Here is a 25,576-nt window from a genome sequence, read left to right as displayed (position 1 = left end):
CACGATGCGCGGCCCGAACAGCACGGCGAACACCGCCGACGCCAGCCCGAAGCGGATGGCGAGCGCCCACAGGGGCGAGATGCTCTCGTAGGCGAGCTTCGTGAAGGCGCTACCGGAGCCGAAGATGACGGTCTGCAGCACGACGCTCGCAATGCAGATCCCGCGTATGTCCATGATGCGCGCCACGTCCCGCCTCCTCTCTCGCTTCGGCCCCGTCGTTTGACCGTGCAAGGCAACGCCCTGTCGCCTGGCAGGGCCCTCGGTCTCTGTTCCGGATTGCACCTATGGTATGCTTAGTCCAATTGAAAGTAAAACGAGACTTTCTTTAAAGAATTGTAAGAATTTCTTGTTTCTACCGATCATGACTTCGCGAGAAGGGGTCGAAAACCATGGCCAACCAGAAATACGAGGCGTTCCTGAAGGTTGTGGAGACCGGCAGCTTCAAAGAGGCCGCACGCGAGCTGGGCTACACGCAGGCCGGCATGAGCTATCTTGTGAACTCGCTGGAGAAGGAGCTGGACACCACCCTGCTGGTGCGCGACTACGGAGGCGTGCGGCCCACCGCCGAGGGCGCGGACCTGGCCCCGCTCGTCCAGGACGTCTGCAACGCCGAGCGCCGGCTGCATGCCCGTGCGGCCGACCTGCGCCACCTCGAGGGCGGCAACGTGCGCGTGGCCACCTTCACCAGCACGGCCATCCAATGGCTCCCCGGCATCGCCAAGGAGTTCGGGCGCCTGCACCCCTCAGTCGAGCTCGACCTCGCCTGCATCGACGACCAGGCCGAGCTCGAGGAGGCCGTGTGGCGGGGCGACTACGACGTCGGCTTCGCCGTGCTGCCCGTCAAACGGAACCTGCGCACCGTGCACCTCGCACGCGACCCGCTGCTCGTGGCCGTGGCGCCCGACCATCCGCTGGCAGGAGCGCCCTTCTTCCCCGCATCCGCCCTGTCCACCGAGCCCTACATCAGGCTGGAGAGTGGTGCGTCGTCCGAGATGGACGAGGTCTTCCGTGCCAACGGCGCCGAGCCGCGGGTGAGGTTCTCCATCGTGAGCGACTACGCCGTCATGTCGCTGGCGAGCGCCGGCCTGGGCTTCAGCGTCCTGCCCTCCCTCATCCTGAAGGACGCCCCCTTCCCCCTGGCCGCCCTGCCGCCCGAGGTTCCCGTCGACCGCGAGATAGCCCTCTGCCTGCGCCCCGGCGACGAGGCCAGCGCCGCAGCAAGGGCGTTCGTGGAGGTTGCGCAGGCGTGGGTTGGGGAAGAGCGCGTCAAAGGCGCGCCTCCCACCCGCTAGGGGCGCTCCCCTCCCGCACGTTCCCCCGATTCGCCCGACCCCGCAGAATGCCGCCCATAGCGAGTCAACTTATAGCGGGCCTTGGGGAATCATGGGAGGAAAAGGCGGAAGGGGACGGCATGCACGACTACGACATCCGGAGCAAGATAGGCCTGCGCATCAAGGAGCTGCGTGCCGAGCGCGGGGTGAGCCAAGAGGAGTTCGCCAATCTCATAGGCATGTCGCGCTCCTACTTCGGCGAAGTGGAGACCGGCAAGCGCAACGTGGCCGCGGTCAACCTGGAGAAGATAGCCAAAGGCCTCGGCGTGTCGCTTGCCGAGTTCTTCGACTCGGAGTTCTTTGGAGAATAACGCGAGCGCAACCTGGATAATGCCCCGTGCTGCGACTCGTGGCATCACTGTCGCCGCATGGCAACGTGCCCCATTCCCGCATCGTTGCAAGCAAGGGCCTGGACTACCAGGGCCAAGCATCGAGACCATGAGGAAACGCGCCCAAGGGGATATGCGATGGCCGATGGTAGAAACCGCTTAGGCGCGCCGCATGCATGCGAGCCCGAACTCACGGTCGATGACGTGAGGATCGCCGCAGCGAGCGCCAGCGTCACCACCTTGCCCCTCCCCACCGCGGGAACTTGGAGTGGCCCGCCGGGGAACAGCGCCTTCCGCTTGTCCGACGACGCCGTCGTGTCTTATCGGAGCAACGGCGGGAAGACCATCAGGGAGCGGATCTCAACGCGCTCATGGAGAGGGAGTACGGAACGGCAAGCGTGGCGTACCGAAACCGGGAGCCGGACTTCTCCCCCTTTGAAGACGCCGTGATCGGCCATGTCGACCTAGAACGGTTTTCAGCGGAAAGCCGGCGGCACAACTTTCGGAGCGCGGAAAAGCAGAAGGCTTGCGAACTTGGATGCAGCACGGATGCGATCCGAGAGCGCATGAGAGAGCGCGGCCTTGTGTGGCACGAGCATTCCAACGGCAAGACGCTCTCGGCCGTCCCGGCACCCATCCATGCGGCGTTCGTGCACGGCGGCGGCATCGGCGTCGAACGGTCGAATGTCGTTATCGAAAAGCATCTGGCCGAACGTTTCCCGAACGGATTCAAGCTGGCCCGTCAGAGCGAAACGCTGCACGTAGAGGCCCACGAGCTCGAAAGCGCCTTGGCCAACCTGAAAAGGCACTACCAAGAGGAAAAGCGGGTACGATACCCGAGACGCAAGGAGCGAAGCATGCAGGAAAACCAAGAAGGGTCTTTGGCGAAGGGCTCCGAGCGCATCATGGACACGCAGGCAATGGCCGAGTTCTTCGGCAGGTCGCAAGGCACCGTCCAAAAATGGTGCCGGGAGGGGACGATTGCGAACGCCGTCAAGAAGGAAGGAAGATGGCTCGTGGAGGGCCTCCCTGTCAAGCGGTACCGCGTCACGGGCAGGAAGCGCTACGATGCCAGGAAGCGCTATATGGATATCCTCAAAGCATGCAATTCAGGAGAGCTCGCCACCCCGCAGGACCTCGTCTGCACCGAATGCGACTTCCTCGATTATGTCAACCTGCTCGTAGAGAAGAACCTGCTCCGGCAGAAGCAGGGTGCCAATGCCGAGCACGGATGCGACACGCTCGGATACCTCGTCACCCCCGAGGGAGCCGACCTCCTCAGCAAAGGACGAGCCGCCCAAGAAGCCTTAGCGAGGATCATAGAAAGCGTAGCCGCCGGCACCACCCGAGGCGTGCTTTCCCAATAAGCGCATTTACTGTAAATATCCTCCAACTAGAGCAAAAAGGAATCTGCTAGTCTCCGCTGCCGCTCCTCCAATTTTCACAGCTTAGTCTCTTTTAAACAGATCCCGCGTGTACACCTTCCCCACCACGTCGGCGAGCTCGTCGCTCCAGCGGTTGGCGACGATCACGCCCGCGCGCTCCTTGAAGGACTCGAGGTCGTGGGTGACCTCGCTGCCGAAGAACTCGGGAGCGCTCAGGGTGGGCTCGTAGACGAGGACGGGCACGCCCTTGGCCTTGACGCGCTTCATGACGCCCTGCACGGACGAGGCGCGGAAGTTGTCCGAGCCCGTCTTCATGGTGAGGCGGTAGACGCCGACGAGCGGCTCCTCCAGCGCCGAGGCCCGCTCGAGCACCTGGTCGGCCACGAAGTCCTTGCGGGTGCGGTTCGCATCCACGACCGCGCCCATGACGTTCTGCGGCACGTCGGCGTAGTTCGCGAGCAGCTGCTTGGTGTCCTTGGGCAGGCAGTAGCCGCCGTAGCCGAAGGAGGGGTTGTTGTAGTGGGAGCCCACGCGGGGGTCCAGGCACACGCCCTCGATGACGCGCGCGGCGTCCAGGCCCCGGGAGCTCGCGTAGGTGTCGAGCTCGTTGAAGTAGGCGACGCGCAGCGCGAGGAACGTGTTGGCGAAGAGCTTCACGGCCTCGGCCTCGGTGGAGCCCATGACGAGCACGGGGGCCTCGTCCTCCGCGCCCTCGGCGAGCAGGTTCGCGAAGCGCCGGGCTGCCTCCATGGACTCCGGGTCGGACTCGTCGGCGCCCACGATGATGCGGGAGGGGTGGAGGTTGTCGTGGAGGGCCCTCCCCTCGCGCAGGAACTCGGGGCTGAAGAGGATGCGACGATCGCCCAGGCGCTCGCGCAGCTGCGCGGTGTAGCCGACGGGGACGGTGGACTTCACGACGATCCACGCCTCGGGGCTCGCCGCGCGGATGGCGGCCACGGCCGCCTCCACGCTCGAGGTGTTGAAGAAGTTGCGCGCCGGGTCGTAGTCGGTGGGGGTCGCCACGACGGCGAAGTCGATGTTTCTATACCCCTCCCCCGCGTCCAGCGTCGCCGAGAGCGCGAGCGGGCGCTCCCCCGAGGCGGCCCCGGCGAGCGCCTCCTCGATCTCGGCGTCCCGTATGGGGCTCTCCCACCTGGCGAGCGCCTCGACCTTCGCGGGGACGACGTCCACCGCCACGACCTCGCTCCCCCGCGCCAGCAGCACCGCCAGCGACAGCCCCACGTACCCGGTGCCCGCGACCGCTATCCTCATGCCTTTACCTCTTCCGTTGTCAAAGTTCTTGAACCCAACAAAACACGCTATACCCGGCTGTTGATGTACCCTTCCGTCGCATTCGCCCTCGGAATGATCTTGCAAGGACTCCCCAAGACGATGCTGTGCGAGGGAACGTCGCAGTTCACATAGCTGTTAGGAGCGATCAGCACGTCCGTCCCGATGCTGACGTTCCCGACCACCGTGCTGTTTGCGCCTATCCATACCCGATCCCCGATGCGCGGCGCCCCTTTCCTCTTGCCGCGGTTCTCCTGGCCGATGGTCACGCCCTTGTGCAAGTTGCAGTTCCTGCCGATGACCGCCGCCGGGTTGACGGTGATGTTGAAGGCATGGCCGAGGTACAGCCCGCCTCCGATGGTCGCTGCGGCGGGGATCTCCAGCCCGTATTTCCGCAACATGCGCCTGTGGACGAGCTTCAGCAAGACGCCCCCGCCGTCCTGCAGCCTGCGGAGAACCCAGAGAAAGCGAAGCTCGTGGCAAGTCAGCACCCCCCCCCCGTCGCCATATCGCCGCCTGTCCTCGAGGAACGCGCTGCTCACAACTTGCCCCGCTTCCCGCAATACCCCTTGTACCAGCGGGCGAACTCCCGCAGCCCGTCCTCCAGGCGCGTCGAGGGCCTGAAGCCGAAGTCGCGCTCGAGCGCCGAGGTGTCGGCGTAAGGTGACCGGCACGTCGCCCGGCTGCATGGGCACGAGCTCGCGATGCGCCTCGAAGTCGTAGTCCTCGGGCAGGATTCCCTCCTCCACCAGCACGCGCTGCAGCGTGTCCACGAAGTCCAGGAGGCTCTCGGGGCTCGAGTTGCCCACGTTGTACACGCGGTGCGCAGCCAAGGGCAGCCCGTCGGGGCCGGTTCCTACCTCGGGCGGGTTCCCCATGACGCGCGCCACGGCCTCCACCACGTCCTCGACGTAGGTGAAGTCGCGCATGCAGTCGCCCATGTTGAAGATCTTGATGGACTCGCCGCGCACGAGCTTCTCGGTGAACCCGAAGTAGGCCATGTCGGGCCGGCCCATGGGGCCGTAGACAGTGAAGAACCGCAGGCCCGTCGCCGGGATCGAGTAGAGCTTGGAGTAGGCGTGGGCCATGAGCTCGTTCGACTTCTTGGTGGCCGCGTAGAGGGACACCGGCGAGTCCACGCGGTCCTCCTCGGAGAAGGGCACCTTCTCGTTGCCGCCGTAGACGGAGCTCGAGGACGCGTACACGAGGTGCCCGACCGGATGCCTGCGGCGCGCCTCCAGCACGTTGAAGAAGCCCACGAGGTTTGAGTCGACGTAGGCGCGCGGGTTCTCGATGGAGTAGCGCACCCCCGCCTGGGCGGCCAGGTTCACGACGACGTCGGGGCACGCTCGCTCGAAGAGCGCCTCGGCCGCCGCCTCGTCGGCGAGATCTCCCCGCACGAACTCGAAGCGCCCGCAGGAGAAGCCGTCCACGTCGGCATCCTCCGGCGACCCGCCCGCCGCCTCGGCGAGCATCCGCAGCCGGCCCTCCTTGATCCCGACGTCGTAGTAGTCGTTAACGTTGTCGAACCCGACGACGCACGCATCACCCTCCTCGAGCAAGCACCTGCAGAGGAACGCCCCGATGAAGCCGGCTGCTCCAGTTACGAGGATCAACGCCTGCGCACTATCCTTCCTTTTAGGCATAGAACACCCCTCTACCTTTCCTTCTTTAATTTGGAAAAACCTTGCGCGCCAGCAGCAAAACCATCTCGTTGCGGCAGACGATGCCAACCGTCGCGTAAACCGAAACAGTCACGACCACCGATATCACCGTGCAGGCAAGATGGTCCGAAACGAGAACGGCGCATAGCGCAAGCGTTAAAGACATGGCCAGGAGCCCCGCAAACGTGGAAGCCCAGAAGCGCTTGGGGGATCAAATAACTTTAGCCATAGCCTTATTAATTGCCAGCGCACTACTAAGCACATCAGAGCTCGTATACGGGAGGCCTATTAAATCAAGGTGCCCTTGGATACACCCATCCTCGCCATACACACCATGAAGGCAAAGGGATACACAGTCAAAACCGCCATCCGCCAAACGCCTTATTCCGGCATACGTCGCAGGATCCACCATCCCAACGGCGTAGCCCAACTCTTCAAAAGCACTCATAACGCATTGCCCAGAAGAAAACGATACTTCCCGATCCGAGTTCTTGCCGCTCATAACAACCGCAATTATCTTTGTTGACGCTTCTATGCTATCGACTTCTCTTAAATCTGGCAGTGAATGCTTTTACCCCTGCACGCAACAGACACGGATACGTGGTATCGTATAGCCGCCCCGCCTCGTGAGGCCACTTCCAGTTGTTGTAAACAAGCTGGGCAATGGCTTGCCCAGCTACTAAACCAAGCACACTGCCGCCACTTAAAATAAGAAAAACAACTGAGAGAGCGACTCCCAGCACAGCCGAAAAGACAAAAGAAGTTGCGTAGGGAACATGATTTGTATTGGAGATAAGCGTTGCACATAGCGAATGATGACGCCAGAGCAGCAGGTAGAGACCTAAAGAAATAGTAAGGAGGGGCATCGAATCGATTCCTGGCTTAAACAAGCCAAGCACCGGCATGCAAACAAACAGGACCAGCGTGAAACCAACCGAATAGAGAGCATAGAAACTGACTAGACACTTCCCCGCCAGCTTACGCCCAAGCTCCTTGTTACCGTTTACATATGCCGATTGCATCGATGGAGAATAAGTTGTCAGAGCAACCGTGCTCAAATTCACACAGGCATTCAGCACTTGAAGGGTCACTGAGAAGACAGAGGACTCCGACAATCCGATGAATGCAGCGCACAGGAGCGTATTTGATGTCGTAACGGCATAGTTCGCAAGAGAAACAGCCGTATCCTTGAAAGCGTTAACCGATAACGCTCTCCCAATCTCACAGACTTCGCTCCTCGTTGGCGTCGGGGCGCCTCCGAGCCCCTCCCTCATACCCTCCGCACGAAAGAAAAACAGTTTACACATGAAGCGAAACACTAAGCCCTGAACCAGAAAACCTACCGCGCACGAGAGAAGGCCCAAGTCTAATAACAGCATAACCGCTATAACAGCAATCTGCGTAAGGCTAGAGACAATGATAGCTTTATTCACACCCGCAAAATCGCCTATTCCCCTTAAGAACGAATCCCAATAGGTATATAGAACGTTAACAAAAACGCCAATGCAAAAAACTACCCAAGCAGCAGTGTATTGAGCAGGCGTCAACCCCTCGGAAACAGATACGACATATAGGCTTCCGAGAGAGGCAACTCCGATCAACACAGCAAAAGCAATCATCCGATATATGCGTTTACATGAGCCAATTAGCGCTCGCAACACAGGGAAATTCACTTCGCCCCCATCAACTTTAGGAGCTCCTTCCACAAGAAACGCCGTGCTGCCACTCCAGCAAAAAGCAACGTTGCGACCGAAGGTCGGGCCGAAACCAGCCTGGAAAGTGGTTACGAAGCTGTTGACAGCCAGAAACACATACCACAAACCCACCAGATCATCTTGGAGCATCGACAAAACCATAGGAAGCAAAAGCAGCTGACCTGCCATTTTAAAAAAGAGGCCACTGTAATTCCAAATGAAATCGCTCGACTTTGAATATATCTGCATCAATGATTTCCAGAATCACAGCAATCAGCAAAGCTGTCTCTCATTTTTTGCAACCCGGGTTTCAAGCTGCTCCGCCACGCAAGGAAAGCTTTCTCCTCTAAAGGTCCGAGGATGTTGCGACATGGCGAATCGAGCAGCGAAGAAAAGTCGACCAAGCTCTGTCGCCATCTCTCTATGTAGTCTAGCCAGGGCTTTAATGGCTTATCCTCGCAAGGGTGAAGCGCCAGCGTGACAATGCCTCTCGGGTGCTTTGGCATGCCGTAGCTGCGGCACGGAATATGCTTGATGCCCTTACGTATATAACAATGCATAGAGCGACCGTCGGAAACGTACCTGAAGCCCGCTTCTTTCAGCGCTTCGAGAGTTACCGAATCAAAGGAGTGCGCCGGCGCAAAGAAAATATCTGTTTCAAGCTCATGCTCGGTTAGTATCCGCTCTCCTTTTTCTAGCAATTCAAATTGCGTACCATACGGCTTCCCAGCAAACTCACTCTTTGTCCCAGATGTAATGAGTGATTTTCCGTCCGAATCGAGATGGTGAGCGTAGCCGTGAAGGGCGACGGACCAACCCCTGTCTTTCATGCCGCGAAGCCACTCCCAAAAATGTGGATTGAAGTCGTTTTTACGCAAGTCTGGATCGGCACAGGCTGGAACGACTCCCAAGAGCCCCCGAACCCCACAGCTTTCCACCGCCGAAACAGCTTCCTGAACCTTCTCAATATCGTTCCATGGGCAGATATCGTCTATCCTAACCGTTATCACCGCGCGCTTAAACACCAAAACCCCTTTTCTGGTCTTTTGTGACGCGGATAAAATCAGCTTGAATATCTGCCGCTACACGGGCAATGTCAAAACCAGCATTCCTCACCTTTTCAGGGCCTTTTGAGTTACGTCCAAACGTCGCAACATGCTTGATCTCATCAGCCCATTTTGTAGCACCGTCGGCCAGATCAACAACCTGACACCCTTCGCAAATGAGAGCTCTAGAAGGAACGCCTTTCGAAACGACACAGGGAAGCCCCGCAGCCTGAGCCTCAATCAGAGCTAGCCCAAGTCCTTCCGCTTTTGAGGGAAAGGCAAAAACATCCATCACTGAATACAATTCATCCGTATCCATCCGATCCTCCAGCAAAGTCACTTTCTCCCAGATCCCCAACTCCGAAGCCTTTGCTATTATCTCCGCCTTCATTGGGCCGGATCCCACTAACAGCAGCCTTGCTTTTGAGCAGCTCGATTGGAGAAAAGCGAAGGACTCTAATAGAAATATATGATTTTTTACACTAACCAGGCGCGCAACATTGCCGACAACAAAAGTTTCAACCCCGAAACCAAGCGCATCTCGCACACGATTGCGCTTCTCATCATCAAAAGCGAACCTTGCGACATCTATGCCGTTCGGCACAAACTTCCATTTAACAGCTTTCCCCGAACGGTCAAACCCAAACCAATCGGCCGCTTCAGGGGAGCAAGCGTAGAAATCAGTTGCCGCCCCAATCCTACGTCTGTTTACGGAGTGAATTGCATAGTTCATCGCCGACCTGATATCGAAAACAGACGAGGTGCTAGCGTGGGAGTGCAGTATCCTGCGAGGAACCCCGCTACGTTTTGCCGCAAACAATATTGCCATAGAATTCAAGGAGCCCTTGTTTTCCCATACTACGTCATAACAGTGTTCACAGAAAAACGCATCGAGCTTTTTTCGCATTTTAATGGGATGCTTCCTGCTCTCGTCGATGAAGTACAATCTACCGCCTCGATCACGGATTTCATCAGCAAAGAAATAATTGCGGTCATGCGGAAGCAAGAAGTCAAAGCGGACGAAACCCGGATCAATTTTGCGATAGACATTCATAATGAATGTCTCTATGCCGCCTAAGTCCATCCCACCGACAGCAACCAGAACATCTGCCATTACAAGACTCCAGAGTAATCGCAACGGGAGAGGTCAATCCAAGAGCCAGCTTGCATATCCCACTCAGGCGGCTGCCATTTGACGAATCCTCCTGCCGGGAATAGAGTCATTTCACACAGGCGAAGCAAGCCGTCTCGCGTCTTAATGAAATCAATTCTGACAAAGGGAAAATCTTGAGACAAATTACGCGACAGCTCGATAATCTGCATCAGCTCCACAGGCGCTTCGACCGGTTCCTCTAGTTTAGGCAATGACGAAACGAAGGGGCATTCTCTCCACTCAGCATCGTAGAATCTCTTTTTGTTGCATCCGTGAGGTTCTGTGATAACCCCAATAGCCTTAACATCACCATAACTGTTCCACGTCTGATACTCCCACTCGATGCGCTCTAGGTACTCCTCTGCAAACACTAGAGGCTTCACGTTTTTATAAGGCCATTCTCTAGAACCCCAGTAATAATTAGCATTCAAGTGCCTGCGAAGCTTTTCTTTCGCTAAAGCAATATCAAACGAGTCGGGGTTATTGCAAATGATTACACCCCCGCAGTCATGATTTGTTTTAAGCACATAATGCTTGGGCAATACAGACGGATCGATATCATCCACGTCCTGCCAAACAGCATACGTATCGTTAACATAGCCTCGGCCAACCCTCTCGCTTACCCAATCCTTAACCGCAAGCTTATCGACCACTTTAGAGTAGCTCTCCACATGATTGTGCAGCTTCAACCATTGCATTTTTTCATTGAAGGACCGTGGGTTGTCGAGATCGGGAGCAACGCCGAATAGCGCTTTGTACATCATCTTAAGATGCAACTCATCGGAAATCCAACGCGTTAGACCTTTAGCAGTAGCAAGGCAATACAGCAGCCTTGGGTTGTCAATATATTTTCTGAAGACACTCACGCTTAGAATCCTTTTCGATTAAAACCCTTTGAGGTAACGAGCAAATATATCTGCGACGGCTACTGATGTAGTTCGATAATTTGTTGGCAGTTTCTTTGATTGTCAAAATGTCCCTCATCTAGCGCATGCGCAAATCTCAGATGCTTTTCGAGAAATTTATATCCATGTTTTCTTCTATAACCCTTACAATCTCGCCAAATACCAAGTTAGGAGCATAGCTTCGAGAGTGATTGAGGCAGTTCGTTCTAATTGTCTCAATTTCCACCTCTCCGAGCAAAAGCTTCTCCAATGCCTCGAGAAGCAACTCTGGTTTATCGAAATCGTAACCAAAACCTGTAACACCATCCTCAAGCATCTCCGAATAGTAAGGCCATTTACTGGCAACAATTGGTACACCCGCCGAAAGGGCATCAATTATTGTGCCCGGCATGCCCTCTGCGGCCCATTTAGTGGGAAAGAGCAGCGCATAGTAATCCTTGATCACCTCGACGGACGACTCTGGGGCAACGATTCCCTTATATTTGGCATAAGGGCAGCTTTTTAGCGCAACCTCAAACTCATCTTTATAAGCATCGTCAATAGGCCCATAAATATCTAAAGTTGCGAAAGCAGAATCGGATGCGCCGGAAGAACCATCATGCCGTGGGGAGAACCCCACTTTTTCATTAAGCTGCGTAATTGCCAACAACGCTTCGTTGATTCCTTTTTTCTCTGTTACTCGACTAAAAGTGCACATTCGATAGGGAGGATGCTCGCTGAACTCCATTTGTTTCACTTCATTCAAATCAGCAGGGTGCAGTGTTTTGAAGTTCGGAAGATATCTTGCGTTTGCCAATCCGAGACGAGTCAAGCGCTCTTCGAGCTTCCGGCTTTCAACCCAATTAACTGCAAAAGAACTCAGATACCTCATATATCGGGGATTTTGCTGGAGCTCGTCAGCGAGCCTTCCGCCAATGAGATTATGGTAGATTCTTTTTTTCATGGTTCTCGCAGCAACGCTCAGAACGGGAAAGAAAACCCTTCGTCCATTCGAAGAAAGGAGAACAATCATGTCATCGCAGGTAAAAAGACAGGAAATGAGATCGGCAATTACCGAAAAGGGCCTCAGCTTATACTGCCTGGTATCAACACACTTAACAGCCGATGCCCCATACCTGTCTACAAGCAACTTGTAAATGGTTCGCGTCTTAATCGTCTGGCCGTCAAATAGCGTTTCCTCAGGGTCGATGCAGCCAATCAATCCTATTGTCATCCTCTTGTTCACTTTCTCAACTCACCAAAGACGAAATGACAAGTTTTTCCCCTTGTTCTTTTAAAAATTCATCCGTAAAGTACGGAAGAACACCTGACGCAGGAGTAAAAGTCAATTCTCCAAAATATATGCGCCCCTTAGTTTCATACAAATCAACCCTTACGAAGTCGAAATCCTCGCTGAGTCTTTTCGATGCGCGAATCATCTCATCCAAGTTTTCTGGCTTATTAACTTCTGCGGTTAAAGTTCCGGAGGTCAATCCGTCGATTTTTCGCCAATTCAAATCATATAGACCGAGCTTCAATTCCGTAGAGCGATCACAGCACGTTAAAATGAATTCCGGGTTGCCATTTATGCAATGTATTTTGTAGTCGACGATTTCGTCTGGCGAGGCTATCAAGTTTTCGCAAATAACACCGCGTTTGATTTTGCGATAATGGGGCTCGAAGTAAGCACCGACATAGTTTGAGCATAACCAAGTTTTTGCAAGCGAGAAAAGTTCTTCTCTTTTCGTGTTGGCCATATCAAGACAAATATGATTCATTTTGCAACCATGTGTCGCTTTCATTACGAATTGATTTGGAAGACCATCAAAGCTAATATCCGCCTCAGAAAACCATGGATCCGCGCATAGAGGAATCAAGTACTGTCTCATCTCTTTAATCTTGAGATAGTCTCTAACTAGATATTTGTCAGTGCAATCAACTTTAAGGCTACTTTGCTTATTGAGCTCAAGCCAGATGATCTTATCCGCCAAAGATACCGGGTGATCCAAATTGAGTTTCCTGCCAAAACGAATTCGAGCATCCATTCGTTTTGCATATGCTTCACCATTTTTTGCGCATACATGCTGATAAAAGCAGCAATAGAGTTTTTTAAATACCTCAGTCATGACTTAGTATCCATATACTAGAAATTGTTCCCATGCGTTTAATATCTCAAGCTGGTGTTTTTCGCAAGCAATGCTTTTTCCTTCGCATGAGAGTACCTCTGCAAGTTTTCGATCAACTGCTACCGCTATCATCGCTTCCGCTAGCGCCTTTCGATTTCCACGCTCGACAAGCAGTCCACGTCGCCCACCTTCTGTTAATAACCTAGCTCCCCCACCAAGGCAGTCGGTTGCAACGCAAGGAATCCCCATCGCCATTGCCTCCATGAGCGAATTTTGCATTCCTTCAAAATCAGAAGAGCTCACAAATATGGCCGCATCGCGTATTTCAGAATGAACATCATCGGAGTATGGGCGCAACTTGACTCTGTCCTCCAACTGCAAAGAATTGATATGCTGCTGCAGCTCAAAGCGCAGCGAGCCATCTCCGAATATGTCCAAACAATAGCCTGGCACTTTTTCACGAAAAAGATTGAATGCGTCAATGAGGAGCCTCAGATTCTTTTGCGGCTCAAGACGCGCTGCGGTGACTATTCTTTTGCTGCAAGGACCACCATATTCCGGCAACGCAGTCACAAGAGGATTCGGTATGACTTTAGATTTGCTTACAATATCAGTCGGGAAAAGCTGTTGGACTTCTTCGGTTTGGAACACTACCCGTGAGGCTCGCTCATAATTCTTAACGCAATCACAAAATTCCCTTTCAGAATAAATGCAAGGCGGATAATTCCGCTCGGATGCAACGGTTTGGACTTGCATTCCGCGAGTAACCGCCAGTACGTATTTCATGGGGCGGCCAAGAGCAACAACTATGTCGGGATCAAACTCCGATAGGACTCTTTTAATCAAATGTAACCTTTTAATTATATTGATATGCTTTTGGCGGCATGGCTGGCAACCGTACATCTTTACGCCCTGGCTCAATTCATAAGAACAATGATCTTCGTCTATAGACACGGCACCCGAACGGTAGCCTTTAGCGTAGAAGTGGTTGCAGAGAATAGACGTAACCCTCTCCGCACCGCCACCTCCAAATTTATTAGCTACGAATAATACTTTCGGATTGACATTCATAGAACTAAAAAATCGGTCCGAATATTAAAATGTACGGATCGAGAGTTGTTCCATATATCTGGTACGCAAGGAAAGGCAATAGTAAGCAGATCGCGCCCATTTTGCCTAAAACAGCTAGTCGTGGATCAGCCTGCCTTAAACAGACTGGAATAAGAAGGCTGACAAATATCCAAAGATATTCATCAGCACGCGCTAGAACTTCATTATTTAGCGATACCGAACAAAAGAGGAGACTTGCAGCTACTCCGCACAATGAAAGGTTCGCATTAAATTCTTCAGTCATTTTATCTACATCGAACAGAAGTAGGATCGCGACGACGATCACTATATGCAAAGTGATGAGACTATTCCATGAGAAACTTAAAGCAAGCCCCTCTTTTCCAAATACGCCGAGAATCATTTTCAGAACTTCTGGCAACACAAAAGCGGAAAGCGCACATAGCACAACGAACGCAATAAAAATATATGTGAGCTTCCTCTTTGTCATCTTGGTTCTAGATAGCGGATACAGCAAAGCCGCCAATATAACTGCTCTATGAAACATCATCGCCAAAAGTATAACCAACATAAATTTGATGGGTTTTCGCTTGACGATATAGATGATGCCGAATAGAAAAATCGATAAAGCGAGCGTCTGTCTCAATATCGAAATCGAGTACCAGAGAAAATTCATGGTGCTCAAAATGAATAGAGTAAACCAAGGCGTATCTGAATAACGTAAAGAAAAGAAACAGAACGAGAACGATGTAACTGCCGCTAGAAATACAATTAATCCCTGATAGCTAAACCCTAAAGAAGCAAGTAGCCAGTTTAAAACGACCCATCCATTTTCGAAGTCGTATGGGTATATCAAGTTCGCGTTGTCGAGAATATTGGGATTAAGGGCACCAAGCATTTGAGAAAAGGTGAGGCTTGAAATATATCTATACCCCGCAGCATAAATCTCAGCATCGGGCCCATACGATTCGGCTCGAAGGGCCAGGAGCAAAAACAGCTGAATGCCGATAAGCGTTACACAAACCTTCTTGCTTTTGCTTGACACAATAGGACCGTAGATAGCAATCAGGGCAGCGTTTATAAGCAGGACATACATTGCCTATTCGACTTTCAATGCGCCGCTTCTATTGAAATTCAATTCGAGCAGCTTGTCCACGCCATAACCAATGGATTTGCTTAGTGCCCAAATAACAAAAGCTAGTGCCGCTGACGCGATGGAAAGATGCTCTATTTCTCGGTAGAGATGCCACTGCCATTTTGGAAGATTGCGTTTGCCGGACGATAGACTACCCTCGCGCACCCGATAATTGGCAACTACTTCCCGAAGGCCGTAAACCTTTACGTCATTTTCTCGAAGGATGCTTAACCATAATGCGTAGTCATTTCGCTTCTTAATGCTGGGTGCGTAGCATTTCCCAAGCATCCGCTGACTATAAACAGCCGTGGAATTCCCTATCGAATCCCCTAGATATAGCAATCTGTGGTACCCAACGCTTCCCGGCGGCTTCTTTACGACACCTTTGTTTGCTCCATCTTCAGAAATAACCGCATATGACGCACAGCTGAATGCACAGAAATTCTCTTTCATAAATTGAACCTGCATTGAAAGCTTTTCGGGAAGCCAAATGTCATCGCTATCAAGAAATGCAATGTATTCCCCCTGCGCAAGGGAAATCCCCTCATTCCTTGCATTGCTTGCTCCTGTGTTTTCAGCTAACTCTACTAGATGAATTTTCGGACTCGCGTCACAAAATGCTTTGACAACCTCTGCCGAGTTATCGGATGAGCAGTCATCGACAACTATCAATTCCCAATTCGAATAGCTTTGCGATAGTACGGATTCTATTGATTCGCTTATATAAGCTTCACAGTTATAATTAGGCATAATTACCGAAACAAGACCGGCGATAGTGCTCATCTTGCTTCCCTGTCCACACCGCGCCGGCTGAACACCACGGAGATCGTCCTGAAGAACACCCTCGCGTCGAAGGCGAGGGACATGTTGGCCACGTACTCGCCGTCAAGGAAAGCCTTCTCCTCGTCGGAGACGAGGTTGCGGCCGTTCACCTGGGCCCAGCCGGTGAGTCCCGGGCGCACAGCCTCGGCGTTGAGCGGGATCCTCAGGTCTATGAGCCGGCGCTCGCGGATGATGACGGGGCGTGGCCCGATGATCGACATGTCGCCCTTGAGGATGTTCGCGAGCTGCGGGAGCTCGTCGAGGGACCACCTCCGCAGGAAGTTGCCCACCGGCGTCATGAACGCCGCCTTGTCGGCGAAATCCTGGGCGGGCATGTCGGGCGGGGTCTCCACGAGCATGGTGCGGAACTTCCAGCACTCAAAGCGGCTCCCCGCCCGACCCCAGCGCTTCTGCTTGAAGAGCACCGGCCCCTGGGAGGTGGCCTTCACGGCCACCGCGCAGGCGGCGAGCACGGGCGACAGGGCCACGAGGCCCAGGGCCGAGAATACGATGTCGAAGGCGCGTTTTACGTGTGCATATGATTTGCTTGGAATACGCGAGAGGGGCGGACGAACTTCAATGCCCGGATGCAGGCGGGCAGCCATGCGGTCTCCAGCTGAATCGACCGGATCGTCCTCAAGGCAGAAATCGTCCCCCGGTAGAGCCGTCTCAGCCGCCATAGCGGCAGCAGTTTCGTCAAGTTGATATATTCCTGTGTTTTCTGACAATCTCTAGTCCGACTTTGAGGTTCAGCTTGCGGCCGAACATCGTTGTTTCCACGTATGCCAGGCGCTTGTGGCGGTCGATCTTCTTGACCAGGGCGGTTTGGTGGACCAGCGGGCCTTTCGTTATGCTGATCTCGTCGCCTTCTATCACGCCCTCCGACATTTCCACCACGCGGTGGTCTTTGGTCGTGAAGGAATCGATGAAGGCTATCTCATCTGCGTTAAGGGGAATGAACGCGTTGTCGTTTCCCAGGAGCTTGGTGAACGCGGGAACCTTGCGGAGCTCGTCCGCGGCCTGGTCAACCTTATCGGTAATAAGGAACAGGTATCCGGGAAGCAGGATCTCGGAGCGGCGCTTCCACTCGCCCTTGGTCTTCTTCATGATCTCGTACTGGGGGATGAAGCACTCCTGCAGCACGTCGTCATCGACGAGCTGCTCCACCAGATGGAGGACGCGGCGCTCCCTGCCGCCGACGACCTGCACGACATACCACATAGCCAGCCTCCTGCCGAAGGGCCTCTACAAAGGTAAGGCTTCGTCATGCGCCGAAAGGCGATGCGAAACGACAACGTTATTCATCCTCCTACTCGCAACGAGACGCGCACCCAGCGACGATCCCTCGCTTGTAAGATATGCCCGGCGGTTCAACCGCCACGACCGGAACGACTCGAAAGAAGCGGAGGGGCCCGCACGATCAGCTTGCGCTCGCGCAGCCCTTTGATGATTTCCGCGGATTCGCTTCGTCGTTTTGGAAAGCACGTCCCTACGAGGACGCAGGCATTCCAAAACCGGCCTTTTACCAGCCGCCATGGGAATACAACTTCAAATGCATAGCAAAAGATTATGTATTCCCTGATAAAACTGGCGGTTGTCATTATAAATGATAGGTTGAGGTTTACAGTTTAGCAACGCCAAATGTGAAGATTCTTTTTCCAGGAGTCGTTTTTCCTCGGTCAAGCCCCCCCCCCCGCTTTTCCTCGACCAACAATTTCAGAACGGTTGTACGAACCGGTCTTATATGGTTGTCGTATGGAGAATCCGCAAGCCGACCCCCCCCCCTTTTTTTTCCACCATTGACGCCGGCAAGCTGCCCGCAACCGTTGGCGAGCCTCTTTGTTGCACAACACGAAGAACGCCCCGCTAAAGAGGAATTACTACGTTTACGAGGCAAAAGATCAATTTCTCATTGACAAACGCGTCGAACGGCCGCTATCATTCAGAAGGGTAAGGCTGTAAAACTGTGTTCGCGTGAAGAGCACCCAAGGAAAGAAGGATTTAATGAAGAAGAGGATTGTAGCGATTGCTTGTGCTGCAGCTCTCATGCTTGCGCTTCCGACGCTTGCATGGGCAGCCCCGAGCCCGAGCAACAATGGCACCGCCACGGGCGACAATGGTGTGAGCGCTGTCGTCAAGGCTGGTTCTGGCACTATCGAGAGCGTGGCTTCTACCTCCGCGAAGGCCAGCAACGTTCCTGCCGGCACCGATATCGTTGCTTCTTTCGAAGTTAAGGGCGACGCCACCAACGTCGACCTTACGTTCAACGTTGGTGCCAAGTACGCCGGTTACGCTTACACGGTTTACGTGCAGCATACGGACGGTACGACCGAGACTTTGACGGGTACGGTTGCCGCTGATGGCACCATCGCAATCCATGTTGACAAACTGTCCATCTTCTCCATCGCCATCGGCGCTGCGGGTTCGACAGCTAACGCCAACACGGGTTCCACCTCCCCGCAGACCGGCGTTGACCTCGGCACCGTTGCCGGCGCCACCGTCGTGACGGCCATCGCCGCCGGCGCTGTCTTCGTGGCCCTGCGCAAGAAGGTCACCGAGTAGCAAGCACACCGCAAGTCTTATATAGAACTTGTATCGAAGAGACCTGTTTTACAACAGGTCTCTTCTTCTATGGGCAAACGGTTTGCTACCATAGCCTCAACACTTGAGGTACGAAACACCTTTACGAAAGCGAGCGGTCCTTCCTATGCCGAAAGCGCCTTTGGAACAACGAAGCGACGACCTCCAGCCCAAGCACGCGAAGGCCGCCAGCCCCCTCGAGGCGAGGAAGAAGAAGCGCTCCATTATCATCCTCGCGGTGCTCCTCGCCTTTCTCCTGTGCGGCGTCGCCGCCGGGTGCGGCTATCTGATCTGGCAGCAAGCCGAGCTCGACCGCGTGGCCGAGGAGATGAAGAACACGCCGGAACCGGTGGTGGAGCAACCCGCACAGGATACCGCCGACAACCGGGTGGAAAACCCCATCGACTTCACGTCGCTGAAGCAGGAGAACCCCGATATCTACGCGTGGATCCACGTTCCCGGCACCGATGTGAACCTCCCTGTGCTGCAGAGCGCCACGAACGACTTCCTCTACCTCGACCATAACAAAGACGGCGACTACGCCATCGAGGGAGCCATCTACACCGAGATGGCCAACAACACCGATTTCAGCGACCCCGTGACGGTGCTCTACGGCCACAACCTGCAGAACGGCACCATGTTCTCCACCCTGCACTACTTCGAGAACGAGGACTTCTTCAACGAGCATGACACGCTGTATATCTACACGCCGGGGCATGCGCTCACCTACCGCGTTGTCTCGGCCTACCTGTACGACGACCGCCATATCCTGAACTCCTACAACCTCTCCGATCCGACGGTGCGCCAGGAATACTTCAACTTCGTCATGCATCCGGATTCTCTGCTGGTTAACACCCGAAGCGACACGGAACTGTCAATTGATGATAAAATAGTGCAGTTGAGCACCTGCATGAGCGACACCAACCACACAACCAGCCGCTACATCGTTACTGGAGTTTTAATAGATGACCAACCGACCTACTAACCGACCGACGCCGCCCTCGCGTGCGCCTCGAAGCGGATCCCCCTCCACCCAGGCTCCCCAGCAGACGGCGGGTCAGCCAACGGAAGGGCGAGCCGACTCGTCCGAGTTCTTTGCCCAGCAGGCGGCCTCCCAGAACCAGGAAGTGCTGATCCGCAAGCGCAAGCGAAGCCACTCGAAACGCAAGAAACGCATTCGCGTCGCGCTTGTCGTACTGGTCGTGGTGGCCCTGGTGGGCGGCGGCACGGCCTGGGGCGTCATGAGCACCATCAAAGCCGGCGAAGGCGCCATCCACGAGGCCTCCCAAGCCGAGGACATCCAAACCGCCGAAAACGCCGTAGCCTACGACGAGGGCAAGACCGTCAAATACAACGGCCACACCTATGCGCTGAACGAGAACATGGTCTCCATCTGCATCATCGGCTTCGACCGCACGGCACCCGCCGAGGTGGGCGAGAAGGCCGGCCAAGCAGACGCCGTCATGGTGATGGCGCTCGATACGAAAACCGGCGAGGCCACCGCCATCGGCCTTCCCCGCGACAGCATGGTGGAAGTGGGCGAATTCGTGGGCAGCGCGTTCATCGGCCTTGACAAGATGCAGCTGTGCCTGGCGTACAGCTACGGCGACGGCAGGGAAACCAGCTGCCAGTACACCACCACCGTGGCCTCGCGCGTACTGTACAACATGCCCATCTCCTACTACTTCGCACTCGACTTGAGCGGCGTCGGCCCGCTGAACGACGCCATAGGCGGCGTGGCGCTCACGCCGCTGCAGAGCATCCCCAACACGGGCATCGTGGAGGGGCAGGACACCGTGCTGTTCGGCAACAACGCGCTGCGCTACGTGCAATGGCGCGACACGTCGGTGCTCACGTCCTCGCTCGACCGCCAGGCACGCCAGGTGCAGTACATCAAGGCTTTCGCCGCCCAGGCGCTCAGCATGGCGCAGGGCAACGTGGGCACGCTGCTGGACCTGTTCAACACGGCGAACGGGTATTCTATCACCAACCTGGGCGTCAGCGAGTTCAGCTACCTGGCCACCTCGGTGCTCTCGAGCGGCATCACGAGCCTCAACGTGACCACGCTCCCGGGCGAGATGCAGCAGGGCGAGAAATACGCCGAGTACTACCTCGACAAGAATGCCGTCTACGAGACGGTTTTGGACGTGTACTACCGTCAGGTCGACTAGCATTCGACCTGGAAACGCGGTACCTGGGCTTATAAGGAGAGATAACCCGTGACCTTGCTAGAACTGCTCCACCTGCTTCGGAAGAAGTGGTACCTGGTCGTCGTGTTCCCGCTCGTTTTCGCGGGAGCCACCGCCATTTACTGCTGGGGATTCATGTCGAACGACTACACGTCCGACGTATCGCTCTACGTGCTCAACAAAACCGACGAGCAGAGCTCGAACATCACGAGCAGCGATACCACGGCCAGCCAGCAGCTGGCGAACGACATCGCCGTCATGGCCCAGTCGAACCGCGTGATCGACGCCACCGCCCAGTCGCTGGGCATGAGCACGCTCAAGGGCTACGACATCAAGGTGACCTCGGCCACCACGAACCGCGTGATCACGCTGAGCGTCACGGGCAAGAAGCCCGAGGCCGTGGCGCAGATTGCCAACGAGCTGGCCAAGCAGACGGCCGACACCGCCGTGGAGGTCATGGAGCTCAAGGCCGTCAACATCGTCGATGCCGCCCAGGTTCCCAACGCCCCCTCGGGCCCGAACCGCATCATGTACACCGCCGTCGCCTTCTTGGCAGGCCTGTTCTTCGCCGTGGCCCTTATCGTGCTGCTCGACCTCATCGATACCACCGTGAAGAGCCCCGAGGAAGCCGAGGAGCTTCTGGGGCTGCCCGTCCTGGGCCGCATGCCCGCGCTGAAGGGTAAGGGGAACTAACATGGCCAAGAAGAGCAAGAAGATCCTCGCGCGCTTCGAGCATCCGCAGCTTTCCAACGCGTCGAAAACGCTTCTGGCGAACATCCGCTTCGCCTCGGTGGACGAGAAGGTGAAGACCATCGTGGTCACCTCCTCGGAGCAGAACGAGGGCAAGACCATCGTGTCCACGAACCTTGCGAACGCCATCGCCACGGCGGGCAAGAAGGTGCTCATCGTGGAGACCGACATGCGCCGCCGCTCCCTGGGCAAGCTGCTCGATATCCACCCGACAAGCGGCCTGTACGCCGCCCTCTCGGGCTCGGCCTCGCTCAACGATGCCATCCTGCCGACGCACATCCCGAACCTGTACTTCCTCGACGCCGAGCCGAACATCCCGAGCCCCGCGGACATCCTGAGCACGAAGCGCTTCGCGTCGCTGGTGGACAAGCTGCGCGACTCGTTCGACTACGTGATCTTCGACACGCCCCCCGTGTCGCTGTTCGTGGATGCCGCCATCTTGAGCAGCCTGGTGGACGGCACGCTGCTGGTCATCCGCCAGAACCAGACGAAGCGCTCCCTCGTGGCGAAGTGCGCCCAGCAGCTCCGCGTGGCCGATGCCCGCATCCTGGGCACCGTCATGACGTTCTGCACCGATGACGAGAGCAGCTACTACTACGCCTACTACACGCAGGACGGCAAGCGCGTGAACAAGGAGGACCTTGAGCCGGCCGCCATGCCTTCCGACCTGAACAACCCGGTGGCCTGGGAGCAGGAGGGGCACACCTCGCCCCGGCGTGCGTCCTCGGGGCGTTCGGCAGCGCAGCCGCGCCCGGGCATGGCAGACGTGCAGGGGGCCGTGGCGGGAGGCAATCCCTACGCGCCCAACGCGTTCAAGGCCATGACGCCGGGAAGCAAGACGCCGCGCCACAAGAACCGGACGCGCTCGTAAGCCGGAAGCTGGAGCGCATCTCGCCATGTTCGACCTCCATTGCCATATCCTGTTCGACGTCGATGACGGGTCGAACGATTTCGCCGAGTCGCAGGCCATGCTCAACGCCGCCCGCAAGTCGGGCATCGACAACATCGTCTGCACGCCCCACTGCCGGGGCTCGCGCTTCGACTACCAGCGCATCGTCGACCACTTCGACGTGCTTAGCCGCTTCGCGCATTCGCAGGGCTTTCAGATGACGTTGGGCTTCGAGGTGTACTGGGAGAACCTGATAAGCTTCGGCATCGACAACGCGTCGCACCTCTGCTTCGAGGGCACCAACCTCCTGCTGCTGGAGTTCGGCGTGGCCAGCCTGCCGCCGAATTGGCAGCGCATCATCTACAACCTCCAAGGGCAGGGCATCCAGCCCATCATCGCGCATCCGGAGCGCTACCGGCCCGTTCAAAACGACATCGGCATTGCCGAGGAGATGAAGGATCTGGGTTGCTTGCTGCAGTTGTCGGGGAACTTCGCCGCAGGCGGGTTCCGCAGCAACAGCAAGCGGGCGGCGCTCAAGCTGCTGGAGAACGACCTGGTGGATTACATTGCCTCGGACGCCCACTGCGTGGAAGACTACGCAGACTACCGCAAAGCCATCAAGATCGCCCAGAAGTACTAGCGCAAAGACGCCGCCCCGAGGGGCGGCGTCTTCTTTCTCGCAGGTTCGGGCCGAAATCAGAGAGGCCTCCTGGTGCCGGGGATCGGCCTGTCGGCCGACAGGCCAACGGAACAGGCTAGACGCGCTTGATGAAGCGGCCGTCGCGGGTGTCGATCTGCAGGATGTCGCCGATCTCGACGAACGTGGGCACCTGCAGCTCCACGCCGGTCTCGAGCGTGGCGGGCTTCGTCGTGTTCGTGGCCGTGTCGCCCTTGAAGCCGGGCTCGGTGTGCGTGACCTCGAGCTCGACGAACATCTGGGGCTCGATGCTGATCAGCTCGTCGCCGGCGTAGAGCAGCGTGGCCTCGTCGTTCTCCTTGAGCCACTGGGAGGCATCGCCCACCACGTCGGCCGGGATAGCCGTCTGCTCGTAGGTGTCGTTGTCCATGAAGTTGAAGTCGGCACCGTCGTTGTACAGGTACTGGAGCTTCTTCGACTCGAGGCGCACGGACTCCACCTTCACGCCGGCGTTGAACGTGTTGTCGATGACGCGGCCGGTCTTGATGTCCTTGAGCTTCGTGCGGACGAACGCGCCGCCCTTGCCGGGCTTCACATGCTGGAACTCCACGATGGTGCACAGCTTGCCGTTGTACTCGATGCACATGCCGTTCTTGAAATCGGCGGTAGAGATTGCCATTCCCTTGGTTCCTTTCGATTGCTCGCGCCGACCGCGGAACTGCTCTCGTCTGGGGCGGCGGCACGCAGGTATTTTGCCGCTATATTATAACCATGTCGTGCGTCGATTGGGTGAAAACTGCGAAACCATCATGGGTTATGACGCCGAAGTCCTCCAGGCGCATGCCGAACTCGCCGCTTAGGTAGACGCCCGGCTCCACCGTGACCACGTTGCCGGGAACGAGCGGGTGTGGGTTGCGCGGCGAGAGGTTGGGCTCCTCGTGGATGTCGATGCCCACGCCATGGCCCAGGCTGTGGCCCATCTTGCCCGCGAAACCGTGGTCCGCCAGCACGCGCTCGGCCAGCTCGTGCATGTCCTTGCCGGTGACGCCGGGGCGCAGCGCGGCCTCCACCTGCTCGTTCGCCTGCCGGATAGCCTCGTAGGCGGCGCGCAGGCGCTCGTCGGGCTCGCCCAGGAACACGGTGCGCGTCATGTCGGAGCAGTAGCCGCAGGCACGGGCCCCGAAGTCGAGCACGACGCACTGACCCGCCTCGAGCCGTGTGGCGCCCGGGATGGCATGGGGGCTCGCGCCGTTCGGGCCCGTGGCCACGATGGAGGGGAACGCGAGGCCCTCGGCACCGTGGCGGCGCATGAAGTCCTCCAGCTCTATCTGGACCTCCCGCTCGGTCATGCCGGGGCGCATGAACGCGACGATATGCGCGAACGCGGCATCGGTGACGGCCTGGGCGGCGCGCAGGCGCGCGACCTCGGACGGCTCCTTGACGGCGCGCAGGTCGAGGACGAAGCGGCTCGTCTCGTGCAGGCGCGGTACCTCGGCGGGTGCCTCGACGAGCGCGGCCTCGAGGGCGCGGAACTCGCCGAGCGCGAGGGAGTCCTCGATGCCGAGCACGAGGGAGGCGGCAGGCGCGTCGCCCTCGGCGTTCGCGGCGTCGCAGCGATTGCCGAGGGCGTCGGCGACGAACTTCGCGTGGGTCTTCCGCGCATCGTCGACGGCGACGGGACCGTCCGCGGCGGCGACGCGGGCCGCGTCGGCATAGCGCGAGTCGGTATGGAGCACCGCGGCGCGCGGCGTGACGAGCAGCGCATGGGCACCTTCGTCGTCGAACACGCCGTCGAAGGCGGTGAGCCAGGCGATGTTCGAGGTGTCGCGCACAAGGAATGCGTCGATGCCGGCGTCGGCGCAGGCGGCGCGCAGGCGGTCCAGACGGCAAGCAGAAGCGCCGGTCTGGGCGCAGGCGGCGCTATCGGCCGAGCAGCACATCGACGGCCTCCTTGTAGCCCTCCTTGCCCTTGCCCTTGATCTGGGCGATGCACACGGGTGCGATGACCGAGACCTTGCGGAAGTCCTCGCGCGATGAAATGTCCGAGAGGTGCACCTCCACGGTGGGCACGTCGATGGACGAGACCGCGTCGCGCAGCGCGTAGGAGTAGTGGGTATGGGCGCCGGGGTTGTACACGATGCCGTCGTAGACGCCGCGCGCCGCATGCAGGCGGTCGATGAGCACGCCCTCGTGGTTCGACTGGAAGCAATCGACGGTCGCGCCGCGCTCGGCCGCATAGGCCGCCACCTCGCGCTCGATGTCGGCCAGCGTCACCGTGCCGTACACGTCGGGCTCGCGCACGCCCAGCAGGTTGAGGTTCGGGCCGTTCAGCACCAGTATCCGCTTCATGAGCATTCCTCCTTCGAGCGCGCCCAGGCCTCCAGGTGCTCCAGGATGACGGCGTCGTCCACATCGCGCAGCTCCCAGGAGCCTACATCCCGCGGAAGGACGAAGCACACCTGGCCGTGGCGCGCCTTCTTGTCGCGCTTCATGGCGGCGAGCAGGTCCGCAGGTTCGGCCGACCAGACAAGCGCGGGAAGCCCCAGCGCGTCGAGCAGGTCGTCCTGCGCGGCCACGAACTCGAGGGACGCGCCCGCGAGCGCC

General features: G+C 56.9%; 27 protein-coding genes and 2 pseudogenes. 9 read left to right on the top strand and 20 right to left on the bottom strand.

Translation table 11 applies throughout. The features are described 5' to 3' along the window. Positions 1 to 186, bottom strand: a pseudogene (locus GPA_RS08185) (DMT family transporter); the annotation flags it as partial. A gap of 203 nt (positions 187 to 389) precedes the next feature. Here GPA_RS08185 and GPA_RS08180 point away from each other — a divergent pair. Both GPA_RS08180 and GPA_RS08175 read left to right on the top strand, forming a co-directional pair. Next, positions 390 to 1,292, top strand: a complete 903-nt coding sequence (locus GPA_RS08180) for a LysR family transcriptional regulator (protein WP_015539572.1) — start codon at positions 390 to 392, stop codon at positions 1,290 to 1,292. A 119-nt stretch (positions 1,293 to 1,411) separates the two neighbouring features. Continuing rightward, complete coding sequence (locus GPA_RS08175) at positions 1,412 to 1,642, top strand: helix-turn-helix domain-containing protein (protein WP_015539571.1); 231 nt, start codon at positions 1,412 to 1,414, stop codon at positions 1,640 to 1,642. 494 nt (positions 1,643 to 2,136) lie between these two features. Here GPA_RS08175 and GPA_RS20100 read toward each other — a convergent pair whose 3' ends face one another. Beyond that, positions 2,137 to 2,433 carry a hypothetical protein gene (locus tag GPA_RS20100; RefSeq protein ID WP_231847607.1) on the bottom strand — a complete coding sequence of 99 codons (297 nt, stop codon included), beginning with the start codon at positions 2,431 to 2,433 and terminating at the stop codon, positions 2,137 to 2,139. Between the two features lie 84 nt (positions 2,434 to 2,517). Here GPA_RS20100 and GPA_RS20095 point away from each other — a divergent pair, with 84 nt between their 5' ends. Next, on the top strand, positions 2,518 to 3,027 hold the full coding sequence (locus tag GPA_RS20095; protein WP_231847606.1) for a helix-turn-helix domain-containing protein: 510 nt from the start codon (positions 2,518 to 2,520) through the stop codon (positions 3,025 to 3,027). Positions 3,028 to 3,108: 81 nt separating this feature from the next. Here the strand turns inward: GPA_RS20095 and GPA_RS08165 are convergent, their stop codons facing one another. The 14 genes from GPA_RS08165 to loaP form a co-directional block, all read right to left on the bottom strand. Continuing rightward, a complete protein-coding gene (locus GPA_RS08165) occupies positions 3,109 to 4,317 on the bottom strand; it encodes a nucleotide sugar dehydrogenase (protein WP_015539569.1) in 1,209 nt (402 codons plus the stop codon). 47 nt (positions 4,318 to 4,364) lie between these two features. Next, positions 4,365 to 5,981, bottom strand: a complete 1,617-nt coding sequence (locus tag GPA_RS08155) for an NAD-dependent epimerase/dehydratase family protein (protein ID WP_269446287.1) — start codon at positions 5,979 to 5,981, stop codon at positions 4,365 to 4,367. 229 nt (positions 5,982 to 6,210) lie between these two features. Further along, positions 6,211 to 6,501: a D-alanine--D-alanine ligase gene (locus GPA_RS17425; RefSeq protein WP_083809002.1), complete on the bottom strand. Its 291-nt coding sequence runs from the start codon at positions 6,499 to 6,501 to the stop codon at positions 6,211 to 6,213. A gap of 34 nt (positions 6,502 to 6,535) precedes the next feature. After that, entirely contained in the window at positions 6,536 to 7,942 is a 1,407-nt protein-coding gene (gene wzx / locus GPA_RS18100; protein ID WP_156790970.1) for an O-unit flippase-like protein, read from the bottom strand. Then, positions 7,942 to 8,718, bottom strand: a complete 777-nt coding sequence (locus GPA_RS17420) for a DUF2334 domain-containing protein (protein ID WP_167536623.1) — start codon at positions 8,716 to 8,718, stop codon at positions 7,942 to 7,944. Before GPA_RS17420 ends, wzx begins: the two co-directional genes overlap by 1 nt. Next, the gene (locus tag GPA_RS17415) at positions 8,711 to 9,853 is read right to left on the bottom strand and encodes a glycosyltransferase (protein ID WP_083808999.1); all 1,143 of its coding nucleotides are present in this window, start codon (positions 9,851 to 9,853) and stop codon (positions 8,711 to 8,713) included. Before GPA_RS17415 ends, GPA_RS17420 begins: the two co-directional genes overlap by 8 nt. After that, positions 9,853 to 10,758 (bottom strand): ATP-grasp fold amidoligase family protein, encoded by a 906-nt coding sequence (locus tag GPA_RS08145; RefSeq protein WP_041239320.1) that lies wholly within the window; start codon positions 10,756 to 10,758, stop codon positions 9,853 to 9,855. The genes GPA_RS17415 and GPA_RS08145 overlap by 1 nt, the downstream gene beginning before the upstream one ends. Positions 10,759 to 10,894: 136 nt before the next feature. Beyond that, complete coding sequence (locus GPA_RS17410; protein ID WP_083808997.1) at positions 10,895 to 12,010, bottom strand: glycosyltransferase; 1,116 nt, start codon at positions 12,008 to 12,010, stop codon at positions 10,895 to 10,897. Positions 12,011 to 12,026: 16 nt separating this feature from the next. Further along, entirely contained in the window at positions 12,027 to 12,902 is an 876-nt protein-coding gene (locus GPA_RS17405) for an ATP-grasp fold amidoligase family protein (RefSeq protein ID WP_083808995.1), read from the bottom strand. A 3-nt stretch (positions 12,903 to 12,905) separates the two neighbouring features. Next, positions 12,906 to 13,973, bottom strand: coding sequence for a glycosyltransferase (locus tag GPA_RS17400; RefSeq protein WP_083808994.1), 1,068 nt, complete (start codon positions 13,971 to 13,973; stop codon positions 12,906 to 12,908). 4 nt (positions 13,974 to 13,977) lie between these two features. Continuing rightward, positions 13,978 to 15,066: an EpsG family protein gene (locus GPA_RS08130; protein ID WP_015539564.1), complete on the bottom strand. Its 1,089-nt coding sequence runs from the start codon at positions 15,064 to 15,066 to the stop codon at positions 13,978 to 13,980. A 3-nt stretch (positions 15,067 to 15,069) separates the two neighbouring features. Then, a complete protein-coding gene (locus tag GPA_RS17395) occupies positions 15,070 to 15,888 on the bottom strand; it encodes a glycosyltransferase family 2 protein (protein WP_083808993.1) in 819 nt (272 codons plus the stop codon). Then, complete coding sequence (locus GPA_RS08125; protein ID WP_083808991.1) at positions 15,885 to 16,607, bottom strand: sugar transferase; 723 nt, start codon at positions 16,605 to 16,607, stop codon at positions 15,885 to 15,887. The genes GPA_RS17395 and GPA_RS08125 overlap by 4 nt, the downstream gene beginning before the upstream one ends. Before the next feature lie 16 nt (positions 16,608 to 16,623). Further along, positions 16,624 to 17,148, bottom strand: coding sequence for an antiterminator LoaP (gene loaP, locus GPA_RS08120; protein WP_015539563.1), 525 nt, complete (start codon positions 17,146 to 17,148; stop codon positions 16,624 to 16,626). Between the two features lie 783 nt (positions 17,149 to 17,931). Between loaP and GPA_RS08115 the strand changes: the two genes are divergently transcribed. From GPA_RS08115 to GPA_RS08090, 6 genes are all read left to right on the top strand, one after another. Then, positions 17,932 to 18,489 (top strand): hypothetical protein, encoded by a 558-nt coding sequence (locus tag GPA_RS08115; protein WP_015539562.1) that lies wholly within the window; start codon positions 17,932 to 17,934, stop codon positions 18,487 to 18,489. A 160-nt stretch (positions 18,490 to 18,649) separates the two neighbouring features. Then, positions 18,650 to 19,492, top strand: a complete 843-nt coding sequence (locus GPA_RS08110; RefSeq protein WP_227115055.1) for a class B sortase — start codon at positions 18,650 to 18,652, stop codon at positions 19,490 to 19,492. Between the two features lie 142 nt (positions 19,493 to 19,634). Then, positions 19,635 to 20,678, top strand: coding sequence for an LCP family protein (locus tag GPA_RS08105; protein ID WP_041239314.1), 1,044 nt, complete (start codon positions 19,635 to 19,637; stop codon positions 20,676 to 20,678). A gap of 48 nt (positions 20,679 to 20,726) precedes the next feature. Beyond that, positions 20,727 to 21,389: a YveK family protein gene (locus tag GPA_RS08100; RefSeq protein ID WP_041239312.1), complete on the top strand. Its 663-nt coding sequence runs from the start codon at positions 20,727 to 20,729 to the stop codon at positions 21,387 to 21,389. A gap of 1 nt (position 21,390) precedes the next feature. Beyond that, the gene (locus tag GPA_RS08095) at positions 21,391 to 22,317 is read left to right on the top strand and encodes a CpsD/CapB family tyrosine-protein kinase (protein WP_015539560.1); all 927 of its coding nucleotides are present in this window, start codon (positions 21,391 to 21,393) and stop codon (positions 22,315 to 22,317) included. Between the two features lie 25 nt (positions 22,318 to 22,342). After that, positions 22,343 to 22,975: a tyrosine-protein phosphatase gene (locus tag GPA_RS08090; protein ID WP_015539559.1), complete on the top strand. Its 633-nt coding sequence runs from the start codon at positions 22,343 to 22,345 to the stop codon at positions 22,973 to 22,975. Between the two features lie 115 nt (positions 22,976 to 23,090). On the opposite strand, the gene efp is transcribed toward GPA_RS08090, so the two are convergent. The 4 genes and pseudogenes from efp to GPA_RS08070 form a co-directional block, all read right to left on the bottom strand. Beyond that, entirely contained in the window at positions 23,091 to 23,651 is a 561-nt protein-coding gene (gene efp, locus GPA_RS08085) for an elongation factor P (RefSeq protein ID WP_015539558.1), read from the bottom strand. Positions 23,652 to 23,730: 79 nt separating this feature from the next. Continuing rightward, positions 23,731 to 24,912 carry a M24 family metallopeptidase gene (locus GPA_RS08080; RefSeq protein ID WP_015539557.1) on the bottom strand — a complete coding sequence of 394 codons (1,182 nt, stop codon included), beginning with the start codon at positions 24,910 to 24,912 and terminating at the stop codon, positions 23,731 to 23,733. Beyond that, positions 24,893 to 25,321: a type II 3-dehydroquinate dehydratase gene (gene aroQ, locus GPA_RS08075; RefSeq protein WP_041239309.1), complete on the bottom strand. Its 429-nt coding sequence runs from the start codon at positions 25,319 to 25,321 to the stop codon at positions 24,893 to 24,895. Before aroQ ends, GPA_RS08080 begins: the two co-directional genes overlap by 20 nt. After that, positions 25,318 to 25,576, bottom strand: a pseudogene (locus GPA_RS08070) (3-dehydroquinate synthase); the annotation flags it as partial. The gene aroQ and the pseudogene GPA_RS08070, both read right to left, overlap by 4 nt.

The sequence above is a fragment of the Gordonibacter pamelaeae 7-10-1-b genome (assembly GCF_000210055.1).
GTDB classification, from domain to species: domain Bacteria; phylum Actinomycetota; class Coriobacteriia; order Coriobacteriales; family Eggerthellaceae; genus Gordonibacter; species Gordonibacter pamelaeae.
This window is presented reverse-complemented; position numbering and strand designations above follow the sequence as displayed.